This is a genomic window from Colwellia sp. BRX8-5 (assembly GCF_014077325.1).
Lineage (GTDB): Bacteria > Pseudomonadota > Gammaproteobacteria > Enterobacterales > Alteromonadaceae > Colwellia_A.
Window position 1 is genome coordinate 89,163 of record NZ_JACGVR010000006.1, and the last position, 19,835, is coordinate 108,997.

The 19,835-nt window shown below is 38.1% G+C and carries 19 protein-coding genes; 13 read left to right on the forward strand and 6 right to left on the reverse strand.

The genetic code is table 11. The features are described 5' to 3' along the window. Positions 1-91 precede the first annotated feature (91 nt). Positions 92-562 carry a low molecular weight protein-tyrosine-phosphatase gene (locus H4J62_RS06230; protein WP_182215224.1) on the forward strand — a complete coding sequence of 157 codons (471 nt, stop codon included), beginning with the start codon at positions 92-94 and terminating at the stop codon, positions 560-562. A gap of 100 nt (positions 563-662) precedes the next feature. Here the strand turns inward: H4J62_RS06230 and infA are convergent, their stop codons facing one another. The 6 genes from infA to ald all read right to left on the reverse strand — a co-directional run bounded on the left by infA (position 663) and on the right by ald (position 5,629). Further along, positions 663-881, reverse strand: a complete 219-nt coding sequence (infA, locus tag H4J62_RS06235) for a translation initiation factor IF-1 (protein WP_011043571.1) — start codon at positions 879-881, stop codon at positions 663-665. Between the two features lie 84 nt (positions 882-965). Further along, positions 966-1,667 (reverse strand): arginyltransferase, encoded by a 702-nt coding sequence (locus H4J62_RS06240; protein WP_182215222.1) that lies wholly within the window; start codon positions 1,665-1,667, stop codon positions 966-968. 1 nt (position 1,668) lies between these two features. Next, positions 1,669-2,319 carry a leucyl/phenylalanyl-tRNA--protein transferase gene (gene aat, locus H4J62_RS06245; RefSeq protein ID WP_259364871.1) on the reverse strand — a complete coding sequence of 217 codons (651 nt, stop codon included), beginning with the start codon at positions 2,317-2,319 and terminating at the stop codon, positions 1,669-1,671. A 68-nt stretch (positions 2,320-2,387) separates the two neighbouring features. Beyond that, complete coding sequence (gene trxB, locus H4J62_RS06250; RefSeq protein WP_070373538.1) at positions 2,388-3,344, reverse strand: thioredoxin-disulfide reductase; 957 nt, start codon at positions 3,342-3,344, stop codon at positions 2,388-2,390. Between the two features lie 163 nt (positions 3,345-3,507). Then, complete coding sequence (locus H4J62_RS06255; RefSeq protein ID WP_070373539.1) at positions 3,508-4,347, reverse strand: isopenicillin N synthase family oxygenase; 840 nt, start codon at positions 4,345-4,347, stop codon at positions 3,508-3,510. Positions 4,348-4,507: 160 nt separating this feature from the next. Then, entirely contained in the window at positions 4,508-5,629 is a 1,122-nt protein-coding gene (gene ald, locus H4J62_RS06260; protein ID WP_070373540.1) for an alanine dehydrogenase, read from the reverse strand. A gap of 134 nt (positions 5,630-5,763) precedes the next feature. Here ald and lrp point away from each other — a divergent pair, with 134 nt between their 5' ends. The 12 genes from lrp to H4J62_RS06320 all read left to right on the forward strand — a co-directional run bounded on the left by lrp (position 5,764) and on the right by H4J62_RS06320 (position 19,835). Next, entirely contained in the window at positions 5,764-6,246 is a 483-nt protein-coding gene (gene lrp / locus H4J62_RS06265; RefSeq protein ID WP_182215220.1) for a leucine-responsive transcriptional regulator Lrp, read from the forward strand. A gap of 140 nt (positions 6,247-6,386) precedes the next feature. After that, a complete protein-coding gene (locus H4J62_RS06270; RefSeq protein WP_220470077.1) occupies positions 6,387-8,912 on the forward strand; it encodes a DNA translocase FtsK in 2,526 nt (841 codons plus the stop codon). Positions 8,913-8,958: 46 nt separating this feature from the next. Continuing rightward, positions 8,959-9,651, forward strand: a complete 693-nt coding sequence (gene lolA, locus H4J62_RS06275; protein ID WP_182215218.1) for an outer membrane lipoprotein chaperone LolA — start codon at positions 8,959-8,961, stop codon at positions 9,649-9,651. 46 nt (positions 9,652-9,697) lie between these two features. Then, positions 9,698-11,026 carry a replication-associated recombination protein A gene (locus H4J62_RS06280; RefSeq protein ID WP_182215268.1) on the forward strand — a complete coding sequence of 443 codons (1,329 nt, stop codon included), beginning with the start codon at positions 9,698-9,700 and terminating at the stop codon, positions 11,024-11,026. After that, positions 11,019-11,420: a fluoride efflux transporter CrcB gene (gene crcB, locus H4J62_RS06285; protein WP_070373543.1), complete on the forward strand. Its 402-nt coding sequence runs from the start codon at positions 11,019-11,021 to the stop codon at positions 11,418-11,420. The genes H4J62_RS06280 and crcB overlap by 8 nt, the downstream gene beginning before the upstream one ends. A gap of 49 nt (positions 11,421-11,469) precedes the next feature. Beyond that, the gene (gene serS / locus H4J62_RS06290; RefSeq protein WP_070373544.1) at positions 11,470-12,750 is read left to right on the forward strand and encodes a serine--tRNA ligase; all 1,281 of its coding nucleotides are present in this window, start codon (positions 11,470-11,472) and stop codon (positions 12,748-12,750) included. 148 nt (positions 12,751-12,898) lie between these two features. After that, complete coding sequence (locus tag H4J62_RS06295) at positions 12,899-13,384, forward strand: TlpA disulfide reductase family protein (protein WP_310733530.1); 486 nt, start codon at positions 12,899-12,901, stop codon at positions 13,382-13,384. Positions 13,385-13,457: 73 nt separating this feature from the next. Further along, positions 13,458-14,585 (forward strand): carboxypeptidase family protein, encoded by a 1,128-nt coding sequence (locus H4J62_RS06300; RefSeq protein ID WP_182215217.1) that lies wholly within the window; start codon positions 13,458-13,460, stop codon positions 14,583-14,585. Between the two features lie 131 nt (positions 14,586-14,716). Beyond that, complete coding sequence (locus tag H4J62_RS06305; RefSeq protein WP_182215215.1) at positions 14,717-16,207, forward strand: sodium:alanine symporter family protein; 1,491 nt, start codon at positions 14,717-14,719, stop codon at positions 16,205-16,207. Between the two features lie 139 nt (positions 16,208-16,346). Further along, positions 16,347-16,673 (forward strand): hypothetical protein, encoded by a 327-nt coding sequence (locus H4J62_RS06310; protein WP_182173780.1) that lies wholly within the window; start codon positions 16,347-16,349, stop codon positions 16,671-16,673. 49 nt (positions 16,674-16,722) lie between these two features. Continuing rightward, complete coding sequence (locus H4J62_RS06315) at positions 16,723-17,013, forward strand: YeaC family protein (protein ID WP_070373547.1); 291 nt, start codon at positions 16,723-16,725, stop codon at positions 17,011-17,013. Further along, on the forward strand, positions 17,010-19,835 hold the full coding sequence (locus tag H4J62_RS06320) for a DUF349 domain-containing protein (RefSeq protein ID WP_182215214.1): 2,826 nt from the start codon (positions 17,010-17,012) through the stop codon (positions 19,833-19,835). The genes H4J62_RS06315 and H4J62_RS06320 overlap by 4 nt, the downstream gene beginning before the upstream one ends.

The following is a 19,835-nucleotide window of genomic DNA, read 5'->3' on the forward strand; positions in this document are numbered from 1 at the left end:
AATACACTAACAATACATAAGTCATTGATTTTACTGGTATGAAAACACTAGTGATCAGATGTCAAATACATGGAGATTGGTAACTAAACTTATGAATTATAAAGAAATAAATAGCATTCTGTTTGTCTGCATGGGCAATATTTGTCGTTCGCCAAGTGCTGAGGCGGTCTTTCGTCATAAAGTTAAAGAAAAGGGTATTTCTTTAACGATAGATTCTGCGGGTACAACGGGCTCTCATGCGCGTGAAAAGCCCGATCATCGTGCGCAAAAGATAGGTACTGAACGTGGCTACTCATTTGACAAAATTAAAGCACGTAAAGTTATTGTTGAAGATTTCACCAAATTTGATTTAGTCTTAGCGATGGACGAGCAAAATGTTAAAGAGCTAAAAAAGTTAGCACCAGAGCATTTACATGAAAAGATTCAATTATTTTTAGAATATGCAGATAATTTTGAAGAACGAGAAGTACCTGATCCATATTATGGTGGGGCGAGGGGATTTAAGTTTGTCTTAGATTTAGTTGAAGATGCTAGCGACGGCTTATTAAAAAAGCTGGCTTAATCGTCAATGATTGAATGTTAGGTTTAAGGATCTAAAACTAAAGCAATAAAAAAGCCCTGTGAATATTATTCACAGGGCTTTTAGCTTTATAGGGTCTTAATTATCTAGCACGGAAAATAATACGGCCTTTAGATAAATCATACGGTGTCAATTCAACCGTTACTTTATCACCCGTTAATATGCGAATGTAGTTCTTACGCATTTTTCCTGAAATATGTGCCGTAACAACATGACCATTTTCTAGTTCAACGCGGAACATAGTATTTGGTAAGGTATCAAGAACCGTACCTTGCATTTCAATATTTTCTTCTTTCGCCATTGGGCGCTAAACCTCTAAAGTTGTGCATAAACAAAAATCTGGGCAGATGATGCCGAAAACAGGCCGGAATGTAAAGCTATAGTGTTATTTATTTACTGTTTGCCATCTGTTTTCTATCAATACTTGATGTGGGTAATAACGATCCTTGTAGTTCATCTTTTTGCAGTCATCAATTTGGTAACCCAGATAAAGAAAGTTCTTCTGCCTATCTTTTGCTAAATACACTTGTTGCAAAATAGAAAACACGCCTAAACCATGCTTATTGTAATCCGGATGATAAAACGTATATACGGCTGATAGAGCATCTTTTAGTACATCGGTTACTGCAACACTAATAAGTTGATTATCATGCCAAATTTCAAGGTAGAGCTGCTCTGTGACATTACAACGGATAAAACTATTGTATTGATCGTTTGTCGCCGGGAACATTGAGCCATCGGTATGTAAAGTATTGATGTAATTTTCGTACAGCGGGTAATAAATAGCTTTTTTTTCAGTTGAAATGTTAATAGTAAATAGGTTGTTTTTCTTTATATTTCGTTTTTGACTTTTAGATAACAAAAATTCCTTAACTAAGACCCGCAGAGATTTGCATGCAGAGCAAAGTTCACAATGAGGTCGGTATATCTGATCACCACTGCGTCTAAAGCCTTGTGACATTAACCAACCATAATGTTCACTGTTATGTAAACGTTCATCGGTTGCAATCAGTAAACGTTCTTCTTGGTTGGGCAAGTAGTTACAAGGAAACGAACCGGTAATGCCTAACTGAAAATTTGTACTCATACTAAGGCTCTTCTGTCAGTTGGCGGGGTAGCCAAAAATCCGGTGGTAATGAAACCGTTAATGCTTGTGCTTTCAATGTCATAAACTGCGAGCGTGAAACCTCAATACAGCCCATGTCTTCTAAAAAAGGGTTGAGCATTTGGCAGTCAATTAATGGAATGTTTTGGCCTTTTAATAAAGCATTTAAATAAACTAATGCGATTTTAGAACCATTGCTTTTTCGATAAAACATTGATTCTCCAGAAAAGCTGCCATTAATTGCCACGCCATATAAACCGCCGGCCAATTCACCATCCATCCACACTTCTATCGAATGTGCGACACCATTGTCATGCATTTGTTGATAAGCCGCTAACATATCATCAACTATCCAAGTATCTTCCTTACGAAAGGGAGCGTCGGCACAATAATGAATAACACGGTCAAAGGCTTGATTTAAGGTTACGGTGAAGTTCTGTTGTTTTAATACTTTTCGCAAGGTGCGATTAATACGTAATTGGTCGGTTAGGATAATACCACGCGGATCTGGGCTCCACCACATAATGGCTTCGCCAGCACTGTACCAAGGAAAGACACCACTTCGATAGGCCGACTTTAATCGCGCTACAGATAAATCACCACCAAAAGCAAGTAAGCCATTAGGTTCAATCAACGCATGCTTTAAGGGTGGAAATGCCAGATCATCGACATCGAGTAATGCGACAATCTGGTTTTTAATGACTAAGAGCCTTTAGCGTCTAAGTAACGTTCTGCATCAAGGGCTGCCATACAACCAGCTCCAGCAGAGGTAATTGCTTGACGATAAATATGGTCAGCTACATCACCCGCGGCAAAAACACCTTCAACACTGGTCTGTGTTGCATTACCGTTAGTGCCACTTTGTATCGTTAAGTAGCCATCTTTCATCGCTAATTGGTCGTTGAAAATATCAGTGTTTGGCTTATGACCAATCGCAATAAAACAACCCATAACGTCAATATCTTTAGTCGTGTCAGATTGCGTTTCTTTTAAACGTACACCAGTAACACCCATTTTATCGCCTAACACTTCATCTAAGGTTTGATTTAAGTGTAAGGTAATATTGCCGTTTTTAACTTTTTCGTATAAACGGTCAGTTAAAATCTTTTCAGAGCGAAAAGTTTCACGACGATGCACTAAGTGAACTTCAGAGGCAATATTTGATAAATATAACGCTTCTTCAACAGCGGTATTACCACCGCCAACAACAGCAACTTTTTGGTTGCGGTAAAAGAAACCATCACAGGTAGCACAGGCTGAAACGCCTTTACCCATAAATGCTTCTTCTGAAGGTAAACCTAGGTATTGTGCAGAAGCACCCGTACAAATGATAAGTGCATCACAAGTATAGCTCATGCTATCGCCTTTTAAGGTAAAAGGGCGTTTCGAAAAGTCAACTTCATTGATATGGTCAAAAATAATCTCGGTATCAAACTTTTCTGCATGCTTTTGCATACGATCCATTAATGCTGGACCCGTAAGGTCATCGGCATCACCAGGCCAGTTTTCAACTTCAGTGGTCGTTGTTAATTGACCCCCTTGCTGCATGCCAGTGATCATCACTGGTTTTAAATTTGCGCGTGCGGCATAAACTGCAGCAGTGTAACCAGCTGGACCTGATCCTAAAATGAGTAACGGGCAATGTCTTGCTTCGCTCATGAATGACTCCAAAGATTGATAAAAAGTATAATTATAAGGTATTAGTTGGGAGTTTAAGCAAAGAACTCAAGAGGGTAAATTAATTTTTTGATAAAAATTTCTATGAGTGCAATGTTAAATGTACAGTGATGGCATATAAACCCTTATACACCACCACTCATCGCTATTTTACGCCAAGCTCTTTTAATCTTTCTAATAAGTAGCTTTTTTGAGTATGTCGTTCAGACAAGACGACTTCGTCTCGTGGATGAAGAAACAACGGCAATGATATTCTAGACTTTTTACTGGCCTTACCTGAAGGATTAATAACCCGATGGCTGGTAGATGGGAAATATCCACCTGAGGCTTCTTGCAACATATCACCAATATTAATAATTAAACTGCCAAAATCACTGGGAACGTCAATCCAAGATCCGTCTTGCTTTTGTACTTGCAGACCGGGTTCATTTGCTGCCGGTAATATGGTTAATAAATTAATATCTTCGTGCGCAGCGGCTCTCACTGCGCCCGGTTCTTCATCTCCACTTAGTGGCGGATAATGTAAAATACGTAATAAAGTATTTGGCGTATCTTTTATCATATTCGCTAGTTGTTCTGAATATTTTTCTGAGACGTCGACCGGACTATATTTTTCTACCCAATCAAGTAATTCTGCAGCAAGTTCAGAGGCTTTCTGGTAATAGGTAAGTATTTCATCTTTAAGTTGATCAGGGATCCTGCCCCAAGGATAAACATGAAAATATTCTTTTATATCTTTATTTGCATGACCCTTAGCCGTCTCAGATATCTCGGTTGAAAAGTAGCCATCTTGTTTCTTTGGATCAAAACTTAAGTTATGCTTTTCTTCACCGCTAAAAAATTCATACCAATTTTTATAAATAGATTCAACAAGCTGTTGCTCAATAGGGTGATTAATTAATACACCGAAACCTGTTTCTCTTAAGCTTTGAACAAATAATTTTCCAGCATTTTTATCTTGATAGTCGACAACCTGAATTTCCATGATTGATTCCCTAACTCTAATTTTAGTGATATTTATTGAAATATAACACAAGCTAACCAAATGGTCAGGTTTAAGATTCATCGTAAAAAAAACCTCTATTAAATATATAACAGAGGTTTGTTGTTTTTATGAAGAACTCACAAAGTATTATTTTCAGTCGTTATAAAGTCGCTATAGCCACTTCAGGTGGTATGTAGTCGTAGCCTAAAACTTCAGCAACAGGTTGGTAAGTGATTTTTCCGCCTAATACGTTTAAACCATTCATTAAGTGTACGTTGTCAAGCATGGCTTGTTTTGCACCCTTATTAGCAAGCATTACCGCAAATGGCATGGTTGCATTAGTTAATGCCATTGTTGATGTGCGTGCTACGCCACCTGGCATGTTAGCTACACAGTAATGTACTACGTCGTCAACAACATACGTTGGGTCTTGATGAGTTGTTGCTTTTGATGTTTCAAAACAACCGCCTTGGTCAATCGCAACATCAACAACAACAGCACCTTTTTTCATCATTTTGATGTGGGCTCTTGTTACTAATTTAGGTGCAGCTGCACCTGGAATTAAGACCGCGCCTATGACTAAGTCAGCTTCAACAATCAATTGGTCCATCGCATCGGCAGTAGAGTAAACTGTTTTTAAACGGCCATCAAATTCAGTATCTAATTGACGTAGACGGGGTAATGAACGATCTAATATCGTTACATCAGCGCCCATACCTATTGCCATACGAGCAGCTTGAGTACCAACAACACCGCCACCTATAATTAATACTTTCGCAGGAGCAACACCCGGAACACCACCTAATAAGGCACCTAAACCGCCTTGTGCTTTTTCAAGGGCATGAGCACCTGCTTGAATAGACATGCGGCCAGCGACTTCAGACATTGGCGCTAATAAAGGTAAACCACCTTGAGCAGAGGTTACCGTTTCGTAGGCAATACAGGTTGCGCCAGAAGCAACTAATAATTCAGTTTGCTTAGCATCGGGTGCTAAATGTAGGTAAGTAAATAGTATTTGACCTGGGCGTAGCATTTTACACTCGTCAGGTTGTGGCTCTTTTACTTTTATTATCATGTCAGCGGTTGCAAAAATTTCTGCCGCCGTGTTTATAATTTTGGCACCGGCTGCTATATATTGCTCGTTTTCAAAACCAATAGATTCGCCGCCGTTATTTTCAACAATCACTTCATGACCATTAACCGTTAGCTCATTAACGCCTGCTGGAGTTAAGCCTATACGGTACTCATGGTTTTTAATTTCTTTAGGAACACCAATAATCATAATCGTCTCACCTGTTAAATGTTTTTATATTATTTGCGGCTATTATAATGCGTTATTCTCGAATTAACCTATCGTAATATTTTATAAATCGATATATAATCCTGTTATAACTCGAAAATGTAGTGTTTTATATAATGTCGTCGTCTCAAAGCAAAAGTATTGATCGCATCGATCGTAATATTCTCGTTGAGCTACAAAAAAATGCTCGTATATCCAATATAGAGTTGTCTAAAAGGGTAGGGCTAAGTCCAACACCTTGTTTAGAAAGGGTTAAGCGATTAGAAAAAGAGAAGTATATTAAAGGCTACCAAGCGATATTAAACCCCCAAAAGCTTGAAGCTGCATTACTTGTATTAGTGGAAATAACCTTAACCAAAACCAGTCCTGATGTTTTTGATGATTTTTCTAGGGCGGTCCATGACCTTGATGTTATACAAGAGTGTCATTTAGTGTCTGGAAACTTTGACTTTTTACTTAAAACCCGCGTTGCAGACATGGTCGCCTATCGAGAATTACTAGGTGATACTTTACTTCGTTTGCCCTCTGTAAGCGAAAGTAGAAGTTATGTTGTTATGGAAGAGGTTAAATCGACTAATTTTCTACCGATTAAACGTTAATCGCATCATTGAGCTCAAGTAAGTGATTTAAACATTTAACTCCTTACAATAGTTTGTTATTTTACTGTATATAAACATACCCGTATTACTGCAACTTGAGTGGTATGGCTATAAAATAGTTATTAACTCGGTTTATTATATTGTCTACAGAATCTCCTACTCAAAGTAAATTAAATGGTGTGCAACGATTACTAGAAGCTGGTTTGTTGGTTTCTTTTCTTTTTGCCATGTTTATTATGTTAGCGCTATTTAGCTTTAACCCCGCTGATCCTGGTTGGTCTCAAAGTGGTTATCAAACACCTATTCGTAATTTAGGCGGTGCTGTTGGCGCTTATATTTCTGACCTACTGTTAAACTTATTTGGTTTTATTTCTTATAGTCTACCCTTTGTTACTGCAATAACAGGGTGGTTATTGTTTCAAAAATATCATCGCTTAATTCAATTAGATTACTTAACCTTAGGGTTAAAGTGTATTGGCTTTATTCTTTTTTATATTGGTATAACATCAATTGCCAGTATGAATTTTGATGATGTCTTTTACTTTTCAGCTGGTGGTATTATTGGTGACGCGTTAAGTCAAACGGTGCTGCCTTATTTTTCTTTTGTCGGTAGTACTTTATTATTCTTGACCTTTCTCCTCTCTGGTTTTGTGCTACTAACCGGTTTCTCATTGATCGCCTTTATTGATAAAACCGGTGCTTATACAATACTATTCGCCCAATATTTATTAACGATACCTCAAAAACTACAAGCCTACTTCACTGCATTGAAGACTGAAAAAGTAAAAAGACAAGTATTGGTTAGTACTGTTGAGAAAAAAGAACAGCCAGTGGCTTTACCTGAGCTAACTGAAAAACAACCGGCAAGTTTTCAAGTAGATGAAAATCTAGAGGATGAAAACGAAGAGCTACATCATGCTTTTGATGCAATAAATGAACAAGAATATGAAGACATTATTGCACCGAGTAAAAAAGATCTTTCTTTTGATCTCGAAGAGGACATCGAGCATTTTGTCGCAATAGATGACCTTATCGGTGAACCACTCGCTTTTAATGTTCAAGAACATGTTAGCGATGATGAAATAACGGCCGCCTTTGAGAAAGTTGATCCAATCAATGTTGAAGAACCGATAAAGGTCGCGGTAAAAAGAGATAGCGCAACTTACCAAGGACTACCGGGGCTTGATTTATTAGATCGCCCCAACCGGACTGAAAACCCTATTGACGAGAAAGAGCTTGAATTAGTCAGTCGACTAGTTGAGGAAAAACTCTTAGAATTTGGTGTGAAAGCTGAAGTCGTTGGTGTTTATCCCGGACCTGTTATTACCCGTTTCGAGTTAAATTTAGCGCCAGGTGTTAAAGCCAGTAAAGTAAGCGGTTTGTCGCAAGATATTGCCCGTTCCTTATCTGCTAAAAGTGTCCGAGTCGTTGAAGTTATTGAAGGTAAATCTGTCATTGGTGTTGAGTTACCCAATAAATATAGAGAAACGGTGTATTTTACTGATGTCATTTCTGCCCCGGCATTTGCTGCATCAAGATCTCATTTAGCCATGGCGATTGGTAGCGATATTTCAGGTAAACCCGTGATAGCCGATCTAGCCAAGATGCCGCATTTATTAGTGGCAGGAACAACAGGCTCAGGTAAGTCAGTTGCGGTTAATACCATGATTGTCAGTATATTGTATAAATCCACACCTGAAGATGTGCGGATGATAATGATCGACCCCAAACAAGTTGAACTCTCTGTTTATAACGGTATTCCACATTTGTTAGCTGAAGTGGTTACCGACATGAAAGAAGCGGCTAACGCGCTGCGCTGGTGTGTCGGTGAAATGGAACGTCGCTATAAACTTATGTCGTCTCTGGGTGTACGTAACCTTAAAGGCTACAATGAAAAAGTGCTTAATGCTATTGAAGCTGGAGAGCCGTTAATCGATCCTACTTGGCAACCTAATGATGCTTTTACGCAAACGCCGCCTTTGTTAGAAAAATTGCCTGCGATTGTTATACTCGTTGACGAATTTGCCGATATGATGATGGTTGCAGGTAAAAAAGTCGAAGAACTTATTGCGCGTATTGCTCAAAAAGCCCGAGCGGCGGGTATGCATTTAATTTTAGCGACTCAACGTCCCTCAGCGGATGTAATTACCGGTTTAATTAAAGCAAATATTCCAACCCGTATGGCACTGCGAGTACAATCAAGAATGGAGTCACGTATTATTCTTGACCAACAAGGTGCTGAACAGCTGTTAGGCATGGGAGATATGTTTTATTTACCGCCTGGCGAGGCTGTTTCTGTGCGTGTTCACGGCGCTTTTGTTAACGATGACGAAGTACATGCTGTTGTTGCCGACTGGAAGTCTCGTGGCGAACCTAATTATGTTGAAGAAATATTGTCAGGTGATACTGATAATGAAATTTTATTACCCGGAGAGCAAGCCGAAGCCGATGAAGCGGTTGAACTGGATACCTTGTATGACGAGGCGGTTGAATTTGTCACTAAAGGTCGACGTGTCTCCATATCAAGTGTGCAACGTAAATTTAGAATTGGTTATAACCGTGCAGCACGTATTGTTGAAGATATGGAAAACCAAAGTGTGGTAAGTTCACCAGGCCATAACGGTGCCCGTGAAGTATTGGCACCACCACCTGTAAGAGATTTGTAGGTGTTATTTTCCCCGACTTATGTAGTCAAGTTATAAGGATAACTGAATGAATTTTTCCCTAAAAAAAACAGCACTTTTATCATTTTTTTCTGTTGTTGTATTAAGCAGTGCAAGTACCTCCGTTTTTGCTTTGCCGTTCGATGAACCGACCAATGTTATAGAAAAGCCAAGCAACGATGCTCTAATCATTAAAAGTAATTTAATACAAAAATTAGCAAAACTTGAATATTTTACGGCGAATTTTAACCAGCAAGTTCTGGATGCCGAAGGTAATGAGTTACAAAACGCTTTGGGCACTCTAGCGGTTAAAAAACCTAACTTAGTACACTGGAAAACGGCAGAACCAGATGAGTCATTAATCGTTTCAGATGGTGATACCTTATGGTTTTTTGACCCGTTTGTAGAGCAGGTTAGTGCTTATCTTTTAGAAAAAGCGTTACTCAACACCCCCATTTTATTATTAACAAGCAGCGATCCAACACTATGGCAACATTATAGTGTTAGCTCAACCGATGAAAACAATTACCTCATTCATGCTAATGATACTAATGCCCAAGTGAAGACGTTAGAATTACGTTTTAAGAAAAATAGTAATATGCTTACCAGCTTTACTATTTTAGACGCAACAGGGCAGTTAAGCCTGTTTAAGCTTTCACAGTTTGACCAAGTAACTGTTCCCAAAAGTGCACTATTTACCTTTAAAATACCCGAAGGTGTTGAGTTAGATGATCAACGCTAACGACGACGCTAATGGCTCTTTACCTTTAGATTTCGCTGATGAAGGAATGATTAAAACTGACAATGACGATGATCAGTTTCAACCATTAGCGGCCAAACTTCGCCCTAAAACATTAGCCGATTATCAAGGTCAACAACATATCTTATCGCCAGGTATGCCGTTAACGATCGCGATTGAGCAGGGGAAGTGTCATTCTGTTATCTTTTGGGGGCCGCCGGGTACAGGCAAAACCACCTTAGCAGAAATTATCGCTAGTCATGCAAATGCCGAGGTTGAACGCTTATCGGCGGTAACCTCGGGTATTAAAGATATACGTCAAGCAATAGATAATGCTAAGCAACGTTTACTTCGCCATAAAAAACGCACCGTATTATTTGTTGACGAAGTTCACCGTTTTAATAAAGGACAGCAAGACGCTTTTTTGCCTTTTATTGAAGATGGCACCATTATTTTTATTGGCGCGACCACTGAAAATCCCGCTTTTGAACTTAACCAAGCGGTTTTATCACGTGCACGTGTTTATACTTTAAAAAAGTTAACGCGTGATGATTTATCAATTATTTTAACGCGCGCTTGTGAAAATCAGCAAAACAGCAAAAACATTAAGATATATATTGCCGATAATGCCCAGCAGCAATTATTAACCTTGGCTAATGGCGATGCACGACGTCTATTGAATGTCTTTGAAAACTGCGTTGATATTCTGTCAGGATCCAAAATCACCATTACTTTAGAAACTGTTGTACAAGTAGCGGGCAATAAAATTGCTTTATACGATAAGGGTGGTGATGCCTTTTATGATTTAATCAGTGCTTTTCATAAATCTGTGCGCGGTAGCTCTCCTGATGCCGCACTTTATTGGTACGCGAGAATATTAGCAGGGGGCGGAGATGCACTTTACGTCGCCCGTCGGCTGTTAGCGATCGCCAGTGAAGACATTGGTAATGCCGACCCTAGAGCAATGCAACTCGCTATTAATGCTTGGGATACTTTTCAGCGTGTTGGACCTAGTGAAGGTGAGCGAGCTATAGCTCAAGCAACTGTATACATGGCTTTAGCACCGAAAAGTAATGCCGTATATATGGCTTTTAACCAGGCCAAAGAGCTTGCTAAAAATACTGCAGAGCTCGACGTCCCCTTCCATTTAAAAAATGCCACCAGTAGTATTACTAAAGAACTCGGTCATGGCAGCGAATATAGGTACGCTCATAATGAAGATAATGGCTTTGCTGCAGGAGAAAATTATTTTCCTGAATCCTTGCAACATACCTCGCTTTATCAACCAACAGACCGTGGCTTGGAAAAACAGTTAAAAGATAAACAAAATTTTCTCAATGAATTAAATAACCAAAGTAATAATAAACGTTATGACTAATACCATTAGTACCTTTTCATTATATCTATTTGTAGCACTTGGCGGAGCGTGTGGGGCAAGTCTACGCTTTTATTTTTCGCAATTAATATTGAATTGGCTCGGAAAAGGTTTCCCTTTTGCGACATTGGCGGTTAATATTTCCGGTTCATTGATCATGGGCACCTTATATGGTCTTATTGAAAATGGTGTAATTGAAGTAAGTGTCTACCGAACCCTTATAGGTATCGGGTTTCTAGGAGCTTTCACCACATTTTCAACCTTTTCATTGGATACACTTTTGTTAATGCAACAAGGTGAATTCCTAAAAGGCATGATAAATATATTACTTAATGTCAGCTTATGTGTTTTTGCTGCTGGTATTGGGATGTACTTAGTAACTTATGCGACTAAGTAAGCAAAGCTAAAATAAATAAACAACCACTTAACTTGTAGATGTGAATAAAATGCTTGATCCAAAATTATTTAGAAATGATATCGAAGCCACTGCGGCACAATTAGCGAAACGTGGCTTTTCTTTAGATACTGCGTTATTAATCGATCTAGAAGAGCAACGAAAAGCTTTTCAGATCAAAACCCAAGAATTACAAAATCAACGCAATACCCGTTCAAAATCTATTGGCCAAGCTAAAGCGCGTGGAGAAGATATTCAGCCATTATTAGCTGAAGTGAGTCAATTAGGTGCTGATCTAGATGCTGCCAAAATTGAACAAGATGATGTGCTTGCTAAAATTGATGATATTCTTTCGGCGGTGCCAAATTTAATCGATCATTCAGTCCCAGACGGGGCAAGTGAAGATGATAATGTTGAAATTAAACGCTGGGGAACACCTCGTGTCTTTGATTTCGAAGTTAAAGATCATGTTGATGTTGGTGCTGGTATTGGCAACGGTTTAGATTTTGAAAGTGGTGCTAAACTTGCGGGAACACGTTTTGCGGTTTTACGTGGCCAAATTGCTAAAATGCACCGTGCGCTTGCACAGTTAATGCTTGATGTTCATACCGAAGAGCATGGTTATCAAGAAATGTACGTGCCTTATTTAGTGAATCAAGATTCACTTTATGGCACAGGACAGTTACCTAAATTTGGTGAAGATTTATTTCACACTGATTTAAGTAATAAAAAATTCTCTTTGATCCCAACGGCTGAAGTCCCTTTAACAAATTTATTAAGAAATGAAATTGTAGAAGAGGCCGAGTTACCTATTAAGATGTGCGCGCATACCCCATGTTTTAGAAGTGAAGCCGGTTCAGGTGGTCGTGATATTCGCGGTCTAATTCGCCAGCATCAGTTTGATAAAGTTGAAATGGTGCAGATTGTTAAGCCAGAAGATTCATTTACCGCGTTAGAAGCCTTAACAGGTCATGCTGAAAAAATTCTTGAAAGATTAGAATTACCTTACCGTACCGTTATTTTATGTACGGGTGATATTGGTTTTAGTGCAACTAAAACATTCGATATCGAAGTATGGTTGCCTGCACAAAATACTTACCGTGAAATCTCTTCTTGTTCTAACATGGGCGACTTTCAAGCTCGCCGCATGCAAGCACGCTTTAGAAGCAGTGAAACGAAGAGACCTGAATTATTGCACACCTTAAATGGCTCTGGCTTAGCGGTTGGTCGTACATTAGTCGCTATTTTAGAAAATTACCAACAAGCTGACGGCAGTGTAAAAATTCCAACAGCATTACAACCTTACATGAATGGTTTAACACAGATAGGCTAACGCTACTTGTTAACCTTCCTCTATTAATAGCAATAAAAATCCAATACCTAGGTATTGGATTTTTTTTGTTTTAATTTGAATTTTTAATCGGGTGATCGGGTCTATAAATATAACTATTTCGTTATTATATTATTTATAAAGGTGAGTTGTGTTGAAGAGTTTATTTATTCAAGCTGTGGTGTTTTTAGCTATCTTTCAAGCACTGACAATGTTCAGAGAATCAGACATGCTATCAACGGGAGAACAGATAACGCCACAAACTGTTTCATTAGAAACGCTCGATGATAAAACCATTGAACTTGCCAATTTTAAGAAAACTACCATTATTTATTTTTTTGCTCCTTGGTGTCAAATATGTCATATCAGTATCAGTAATCTTCAAGAGACATATGAAAAGAACCAACAGATAAATGTTATCGCCATTGCATTAGATTATGTCGATAAAAAAGAGGTCTTTGAATTTTCTAGCCAGCATCAATTAACTTTCCCTATTGCCTTAGGTACAGAGCAAATCAAGCATCAATTCAAGATAGAAGGTTATCCAAGTTATTATGTCATTGATGATAAAAATACCGTTATTGCAAAATCAATGGGCTATTCTTCTGAAATTGGGCTGTTTCTTAGAACACTTTAACGCATATTACTTCTGATCTTTTCATTGTTTGTGTACACTGTGGCTATTCATAATAAAAATAGCAGATCCTGTCATGCAAATTACCTCTAACTTTGATAGTGGAAATATCCGCGTTATTGATGCAAGCCAAGCCGATAATATTCAACTTGAAATTGTTAAAGACAACCAATCTGATTTTTATCAGTGGTTTCATTTTAAACTTAATAATACCGATCGTTGTGAACATACCCTTCATTTAATGAATGCTGGAACTTCTGCTTACACAGAAGGATGGACAGATTATCAAGCAGTGGCTTCCTACGACCGTGAGCATTGGTTTCGTGTACCAACTGAATTTGATGGAGAAAAACTGAGTATTACTTTAACCCCAGAATATGATTCAGTTTATTTTGCTTATTTTGCTCCGTATAGCTACGAACGTCATCAAGACTTACTGCATCAAGCGCAATTAGATATTGATTGCCAGTTGCAAGTTTTAGGACAAACCCTTGATGGACGCGATGTGTCAGTATTAAAAGTTGGAGAAGAAGGTCCAAACAAGAAAGTTATTTGGGTTACTGCTCGTCAACATCCTGGCGAAAGTATGGCTGAATGGTTTATGGAAGGTTTTATTGACCGTTTGCTCGATGAAGACGATGGCGTTGCTCGCTCACTCTTAGACAGTTCGGTGTTTTATTTAGTGCCTAATATGAATCCTGATGGTTCAGTTCGAGGACATTTAAGAACAAATGCTATCGGTACTAATTTAAATCGTGAGTGGTTAGAGCCTTCAATGGCACGCAGTCCAGAAGTATTCTTGGTGCGTGAGAAAATGTTAGCTACCGGTGTTGACATGTTTCTTGATATTCATGGCGATGAAGCTCTACCGTTTAACTTTGTCGCTGGCTGTGAAGGTGTCCCCGCATATGACGCTAAACATCAAGCCTTGGAAGAAAAATTCAAAGCCATTCTTCTAGCGGTAACTCCTGAGTTTCAAGATGACAAAGGTTATGATAAAGATGAGCCCGGCCAAGCTAACTTAACTGTGGGTGCTAATTGGGTTGGTAATAACTTCAAATGTTTGTCTTATACTGTAGAAATGCCTTTTAAAGATAATGACTTATTACCAGACCGCAGTGTCGGTTGGTCAGACACGCGTAGTAGCTTATTTGGTCGTGACTTTTTAACGGCTATTTATCATGTTGTTGATGATTTACGCTAAACCTATCTAAAATCAATAATTGAAGTTCGATGATCGTTTAAGTGCTATATCAAGTTGCACTTAAATGATTAGCGGCCCTCAACCGTCGAACAACAAATTAAATAATAATAATAATAAATCTGGAGTGTCATGTGGAAGCGATTGTAAATACCATTAACGGCTATATTTGGAGCCCGTACTTAATTTATCTCTGTTTAGGAACGGGGGTCTTTTTCTCTGTCTTAACGCGATTTGCGCAAGTACGTCATTTCAGAGAAATGTTTCGCCTATTACTTTCGGGTAAAAGCTCAGAAAAGGGTATCTCATCTTTTCAAGCCTTAGCGGTGTCTTTATCTGGACGAGTTGGTACTGGTAATATTGCAGGGGTTGCTGCTGCTATTGGTTTTGGTGGACCTGGCGCGGTATTTTGGATGTGGGTAGTTGCCTTTTTAGGTGCAGCAACGGCTTATATCGAATCAACCAATGCCCAAATTTATAAAGAAGAAGAGGACGGTCAGTACCGTGGTGGCCCAGCTTACTACATTGAAAAAGCCTTAGGTCAAAAATGGTATGCTTGGATATTTGCTTTATCAACTATTCTTGCTTGTGGTGTTTTATTACCTGTTGTGCAATCAAACGGCATCGGTGATGCTATGGTCAATGTGTTTGGCGCCGGTGGTTCAGTTAGCTCTTTTATGGGCGACTTACCTTTAACGAAAGTATATACCGCGGTATTTATTGTTTTATTACTTGGTTTTATCATTTTTGGTGGTGTTAAGCGTATTGCTAACTTTACCCAAATTGTGGTGCCTTTTATGGCGCTTGCTTACATTATCATTGCGTGTACTATCATAGCATTGCATATTGATCAGCTACCTGGTGTCTTTATGCTAATTATTACCGATGCTTTTACGCCAATGGCGGGGTTTGGTGCAGCAATTGGTTGGGGTGTTAAACGCGGAGTTTATTCAAATGAAGCCGGACAAGGTACTGGACCACATGCTGCTGCTGCTGCAGAAGTTGAACATCCAGCGCAACAAGGATTAGTGCAAGCCTTCTCAGTTTATATTGACACCTTATTTGTTTGTTCTGCTACTGCGTTTATGATCTTAATCACACAGTCGTATAATGTTATGCCAGAAGGCGCGACTAGTTTTGTTGTTAGTAACTTAGCCAGTGACGTTGTTATTAGTGGTCCTGCTTTTACGCAAATTGCGGTCGATAGTGTTTTAACCGGTTTTGGTAAACCCTTTATTGCTATTGCTTTGTTTTTCTTTGCCTTTACAACGGTACTAGCTTATTACTTTATCGCGGAAAATAATGTTTCTTATATTAATAAAACAATTAAAATGCCGGCACTTAGATTCCTCCTTAAAGTGGTGCTAATGTCAGCAGTCTTTTACGGTACTGTTGCAGAACCTAGTGCTGCTTGGAGTCTTGGTGATATTGGTGTTGGGTTAATGGCTTGGTTGAATATTTTTGCACTTATCGCCATCTTCTTTATGGCTAAGCCCGCGATTAAAGCACTAAAAGATTATGAACGTCAGCAGAAATTAGGGGTGACAAAATTTACCTTTGACCCTAAAAAGCTTGGTATTGAAAAAGCTAAATTCTGGGAAGATCGTTTTAATAAAAACAAGTAATTTTATTTATAATTGATTTACTTTTATTAATTTGCAATAAAAGTAAAATTACTTTAAAAAACGTCCAATAGGACGTTTTTTTTTGCTTAAATTTAGGTAGAATATTAACACTAATTATTTTATGGAGCGTTATCTTCCTATGGCTGTAATTAATTGCCCAAACTGTAAGAAAAAGATATCTGACAAAGCGAAGTCTTGCTCTCATTGTGAAATCGATTTGACCAAAGTTGATGCCAGTCAAATAGCATCAATGAAAAAATTGAGCAAAATAGATCAATCCCAAAAACTGATGAATCACTCATTTATCGCTATGTTACTTTTTTGTGGTGGTTTTCTATTTTTGTATTGGCAAGACGCACAGCAGGGCACATGGCAATATTTTATAAGTATTGGTGCGGCAGTGGTTGGCTTTATTTGGTATATTGCAACTCGCATTCGTTTGCTGATGCTTAAATACCGAAATTAACATTAACTTTTCTCGTAAGAATTAAGAAACAAAGGCTGTAAATATAACAATGGATATTATTTCATTAGTAGACGATATGTCAGAAGAAATGTACTTGCGCTTAAAGTGTGCCGCTGAAACGGGCAAATGGCCAGAGGGAACTATAGTTGATACAGCACAAAAAACATCAGCGCTGCAAATTACCATGGCTTATCAATCAAGACATTTAAATTCAGATCAAATCTTAAGCGTTGGCGCAGATGGACTTATCGTAGATAAAACTAAACGCCAGTTGAAAAGCGAGTTCGCTGATCTTAAAAACAACCCAGACAATAATATTGCAAGGTTTTCCGATTTATGATTTTTTCTAAATTTTTCAAAGCAAAATGGCAAAGTAAAGAACACAATGTTCGGTTAACGGCAATCAGTGAAGATTTATTACTTAGCAATCCCGATGACTTAGTTATATTAACAAATCTTGCACAAACAGACCCTAACGAATTAGTGCGCCGCGCTGCTCTCATTAAAATGGCTGATTTTACTGTTTGGCATAAAAACAGTATCGACAACGATAATAAAAAAGTCCGTGAATATTGTCTTAAGCAAGTAGAAAAGATTCTGCTTGGCCAGCACGAAATAACGATCAGTAATCAAGACAAATTAATCTTATTGAAAAGCAATGATAAGTTACCGTCCTTGGAACTATGGTTACAAAATGAAACACAAGCCGATGTTGTTATCGCTTTATTTGAAAAAATTAATAAACCATCGTTAACCCATTCAATTTTTACCCATAAGCAAGATGAAGTCGTACAAGCTTATTTACTCAAACAAGTATTGCCTCTTGATGTATTAGATAAATTACTTAAAAAATCATGTAATGAAAAAATAAAAACTAATATTGAGCAACAGTTACAACATTTACACGAGTTGGCAGAACAACCTGACAAAATTAAAAAAGGTGTTCAGTTAGTTTTAGCAAAGTTACTTGCTTTGAAAGAGGTAAATGATTATCTGCAACTCAAAGAAAAACAAGCTGAATTAGAAACGCAGTGGCAAAACTATTATCAAGACTTCTCTTGTCTCTCTTCGCCAGAAGCTGAAAACTTTACAGACAAGTATAAAATCATTAATAGCCAACTCATTAAACATTTTTCTCCGTTACATGAAGCCCATCAACAAGAAATCATTGCTGAAAAATTAGTGGCAGACAAACGTTTGGCTAATGAGCATTTTAATAGTGCCCTTAATGAAATGAGTAAAAAGCTTACCACAACAATTTTTGAAAGTGGTGACCTTGATGAAGCTGAGTATCAAGATAAACTTGAACAATTACGCGAAGAAATAACCTCTTCAATATTAAACAGTAAAGAACAACAACACTTTATTGCTTTAGTAAAAGCCCAAGCAAAAAAACTGGCTCAATTGCCTGAGATTGCACAATCGGTGAGTGATGCAACCCATCTAATTTCAAAAATATCACAAGTAGCTTTACCTAAAAACATTGAAGAATTGAACCTTCGTAAACCTCTGTTCGATCAGTGGCTACAAGAATGGAAAACTGTTGAGCTAAAAGCTGCAGGGGTATTACCACAATCTATTGTTGACGCCTTTAAAGAAATAAAACAACAATGGCAGCAAGGCCTAAAATCGTTAATTAAAGAACAAGGCTTACTTTTATCACAATGCCAGAAAAAAGTTGCTGATGTAAAGCGCTTAATAATGACAGGTAAGTACAATGCGGCTTTTGGTGTTTTCAAAAAAGCTAAAAAACATTTTGATGGTTTATCCGAAGAGCAAAAGTCACGAGTTCAACGTGACTTTGATGATATAGCAGATAAAATAGCCGAGTTAAGTGATTTAGAGCAATCTATTGCTACGCCTAGAAAACAGCAGTTACTTGTGGATATTAAGTTACTCGTTGATCAGCCAATTGATAACCCCAATGAGCAAGCAGCAAAAGTTAAACAATTTCGTGTTACGTGGAATTCACTTGGACATGCTGAAGAGTCAATTGAAAAAGAGTTAAATTATCAATTCAACGCACTTTGCGAACAAGCTTTTGCTCCATGTCGGTTATTTTATGCAGAACAAGAAAAGTTACGTGAACTACATCTTGAATCTCGCCAGCAACTTATTAGTAAAGCGCAAAGTTTTGCCGACGACTTTTCTGCAAAACTCAATGAAGGCATTGATAATGAAGCCATCGATTGGAAGTTTACTGATGCAACACTCAATAAATTAATACAGCAATGGCAAAACGCGGGGCAGGTTGATAAAACTAAATTCAACTTACTTAGTCAATCGTTTACGGCGAGCTTACAACCCGTTAAAGCTGAATTAAGAAATTATCATCAACGTAACAGTGATAGCAAAAACCTATTGATCGCTCAAGTTACTCAAGCATTGAACGACGATGACGTTTTCTCTGCAATTGAGAGTGTTAAAAAACTGCAAACACAATGGCAAGCCATTGGCTACAGCGGTCAACGTGAAGAGAATCAGCTTTGGCAAAAATTTAGAAAAGTGAATGACCAGCTATTTTCAAAGCGTGATGAAGCTAAGTTGCTTGAACAATCGAACCGTGAAAATCAACAAATTGAATTATCACAACAATTACAAAGCTATCAGCAACAACTAGTCGCGGATATATCAGAAACAGCGTTATTAAGCTTACAAGTAAGTATTGAAGAATTACGTGTAAAAATTACCAGTCAACGTCCGGTAATAAGAAGTGCCGTAACCTTAGCTGAAAAATTACTTGCGCAAATATCTCAACAACTCATGCAAATGACAGAAAACAAAAAGGCCAAAACTTGGCAACTTGTTTTCGATTGCTTAGAAAGTTTAGCTACTAATAAACCGGAAACGGCAGCTGATTTTTCTGAAACACTGGTAGATTTACCCAATGTTTGGCAGAAACGTTTACAAGAGTGTTATCAAAACAGCAAACTGATTGACCGAAGTAACAAAACCCTTGAACTCGAAATTTTAGCAAGTAAAGAGTCACCTGCAGAATTTAAAGCCGAGCGGATGCAAGTACAGGTACAATTATTACAAAATCAAATGTTGTCAGGGCAATCTATCGATTTAACTAAATCGCTTATTGAATGGTTAAAATTAGGGGCGTTATCTGCAAATGATTTACCATTACTGGCCAGAGTTAAACCTATTTACTGTTAA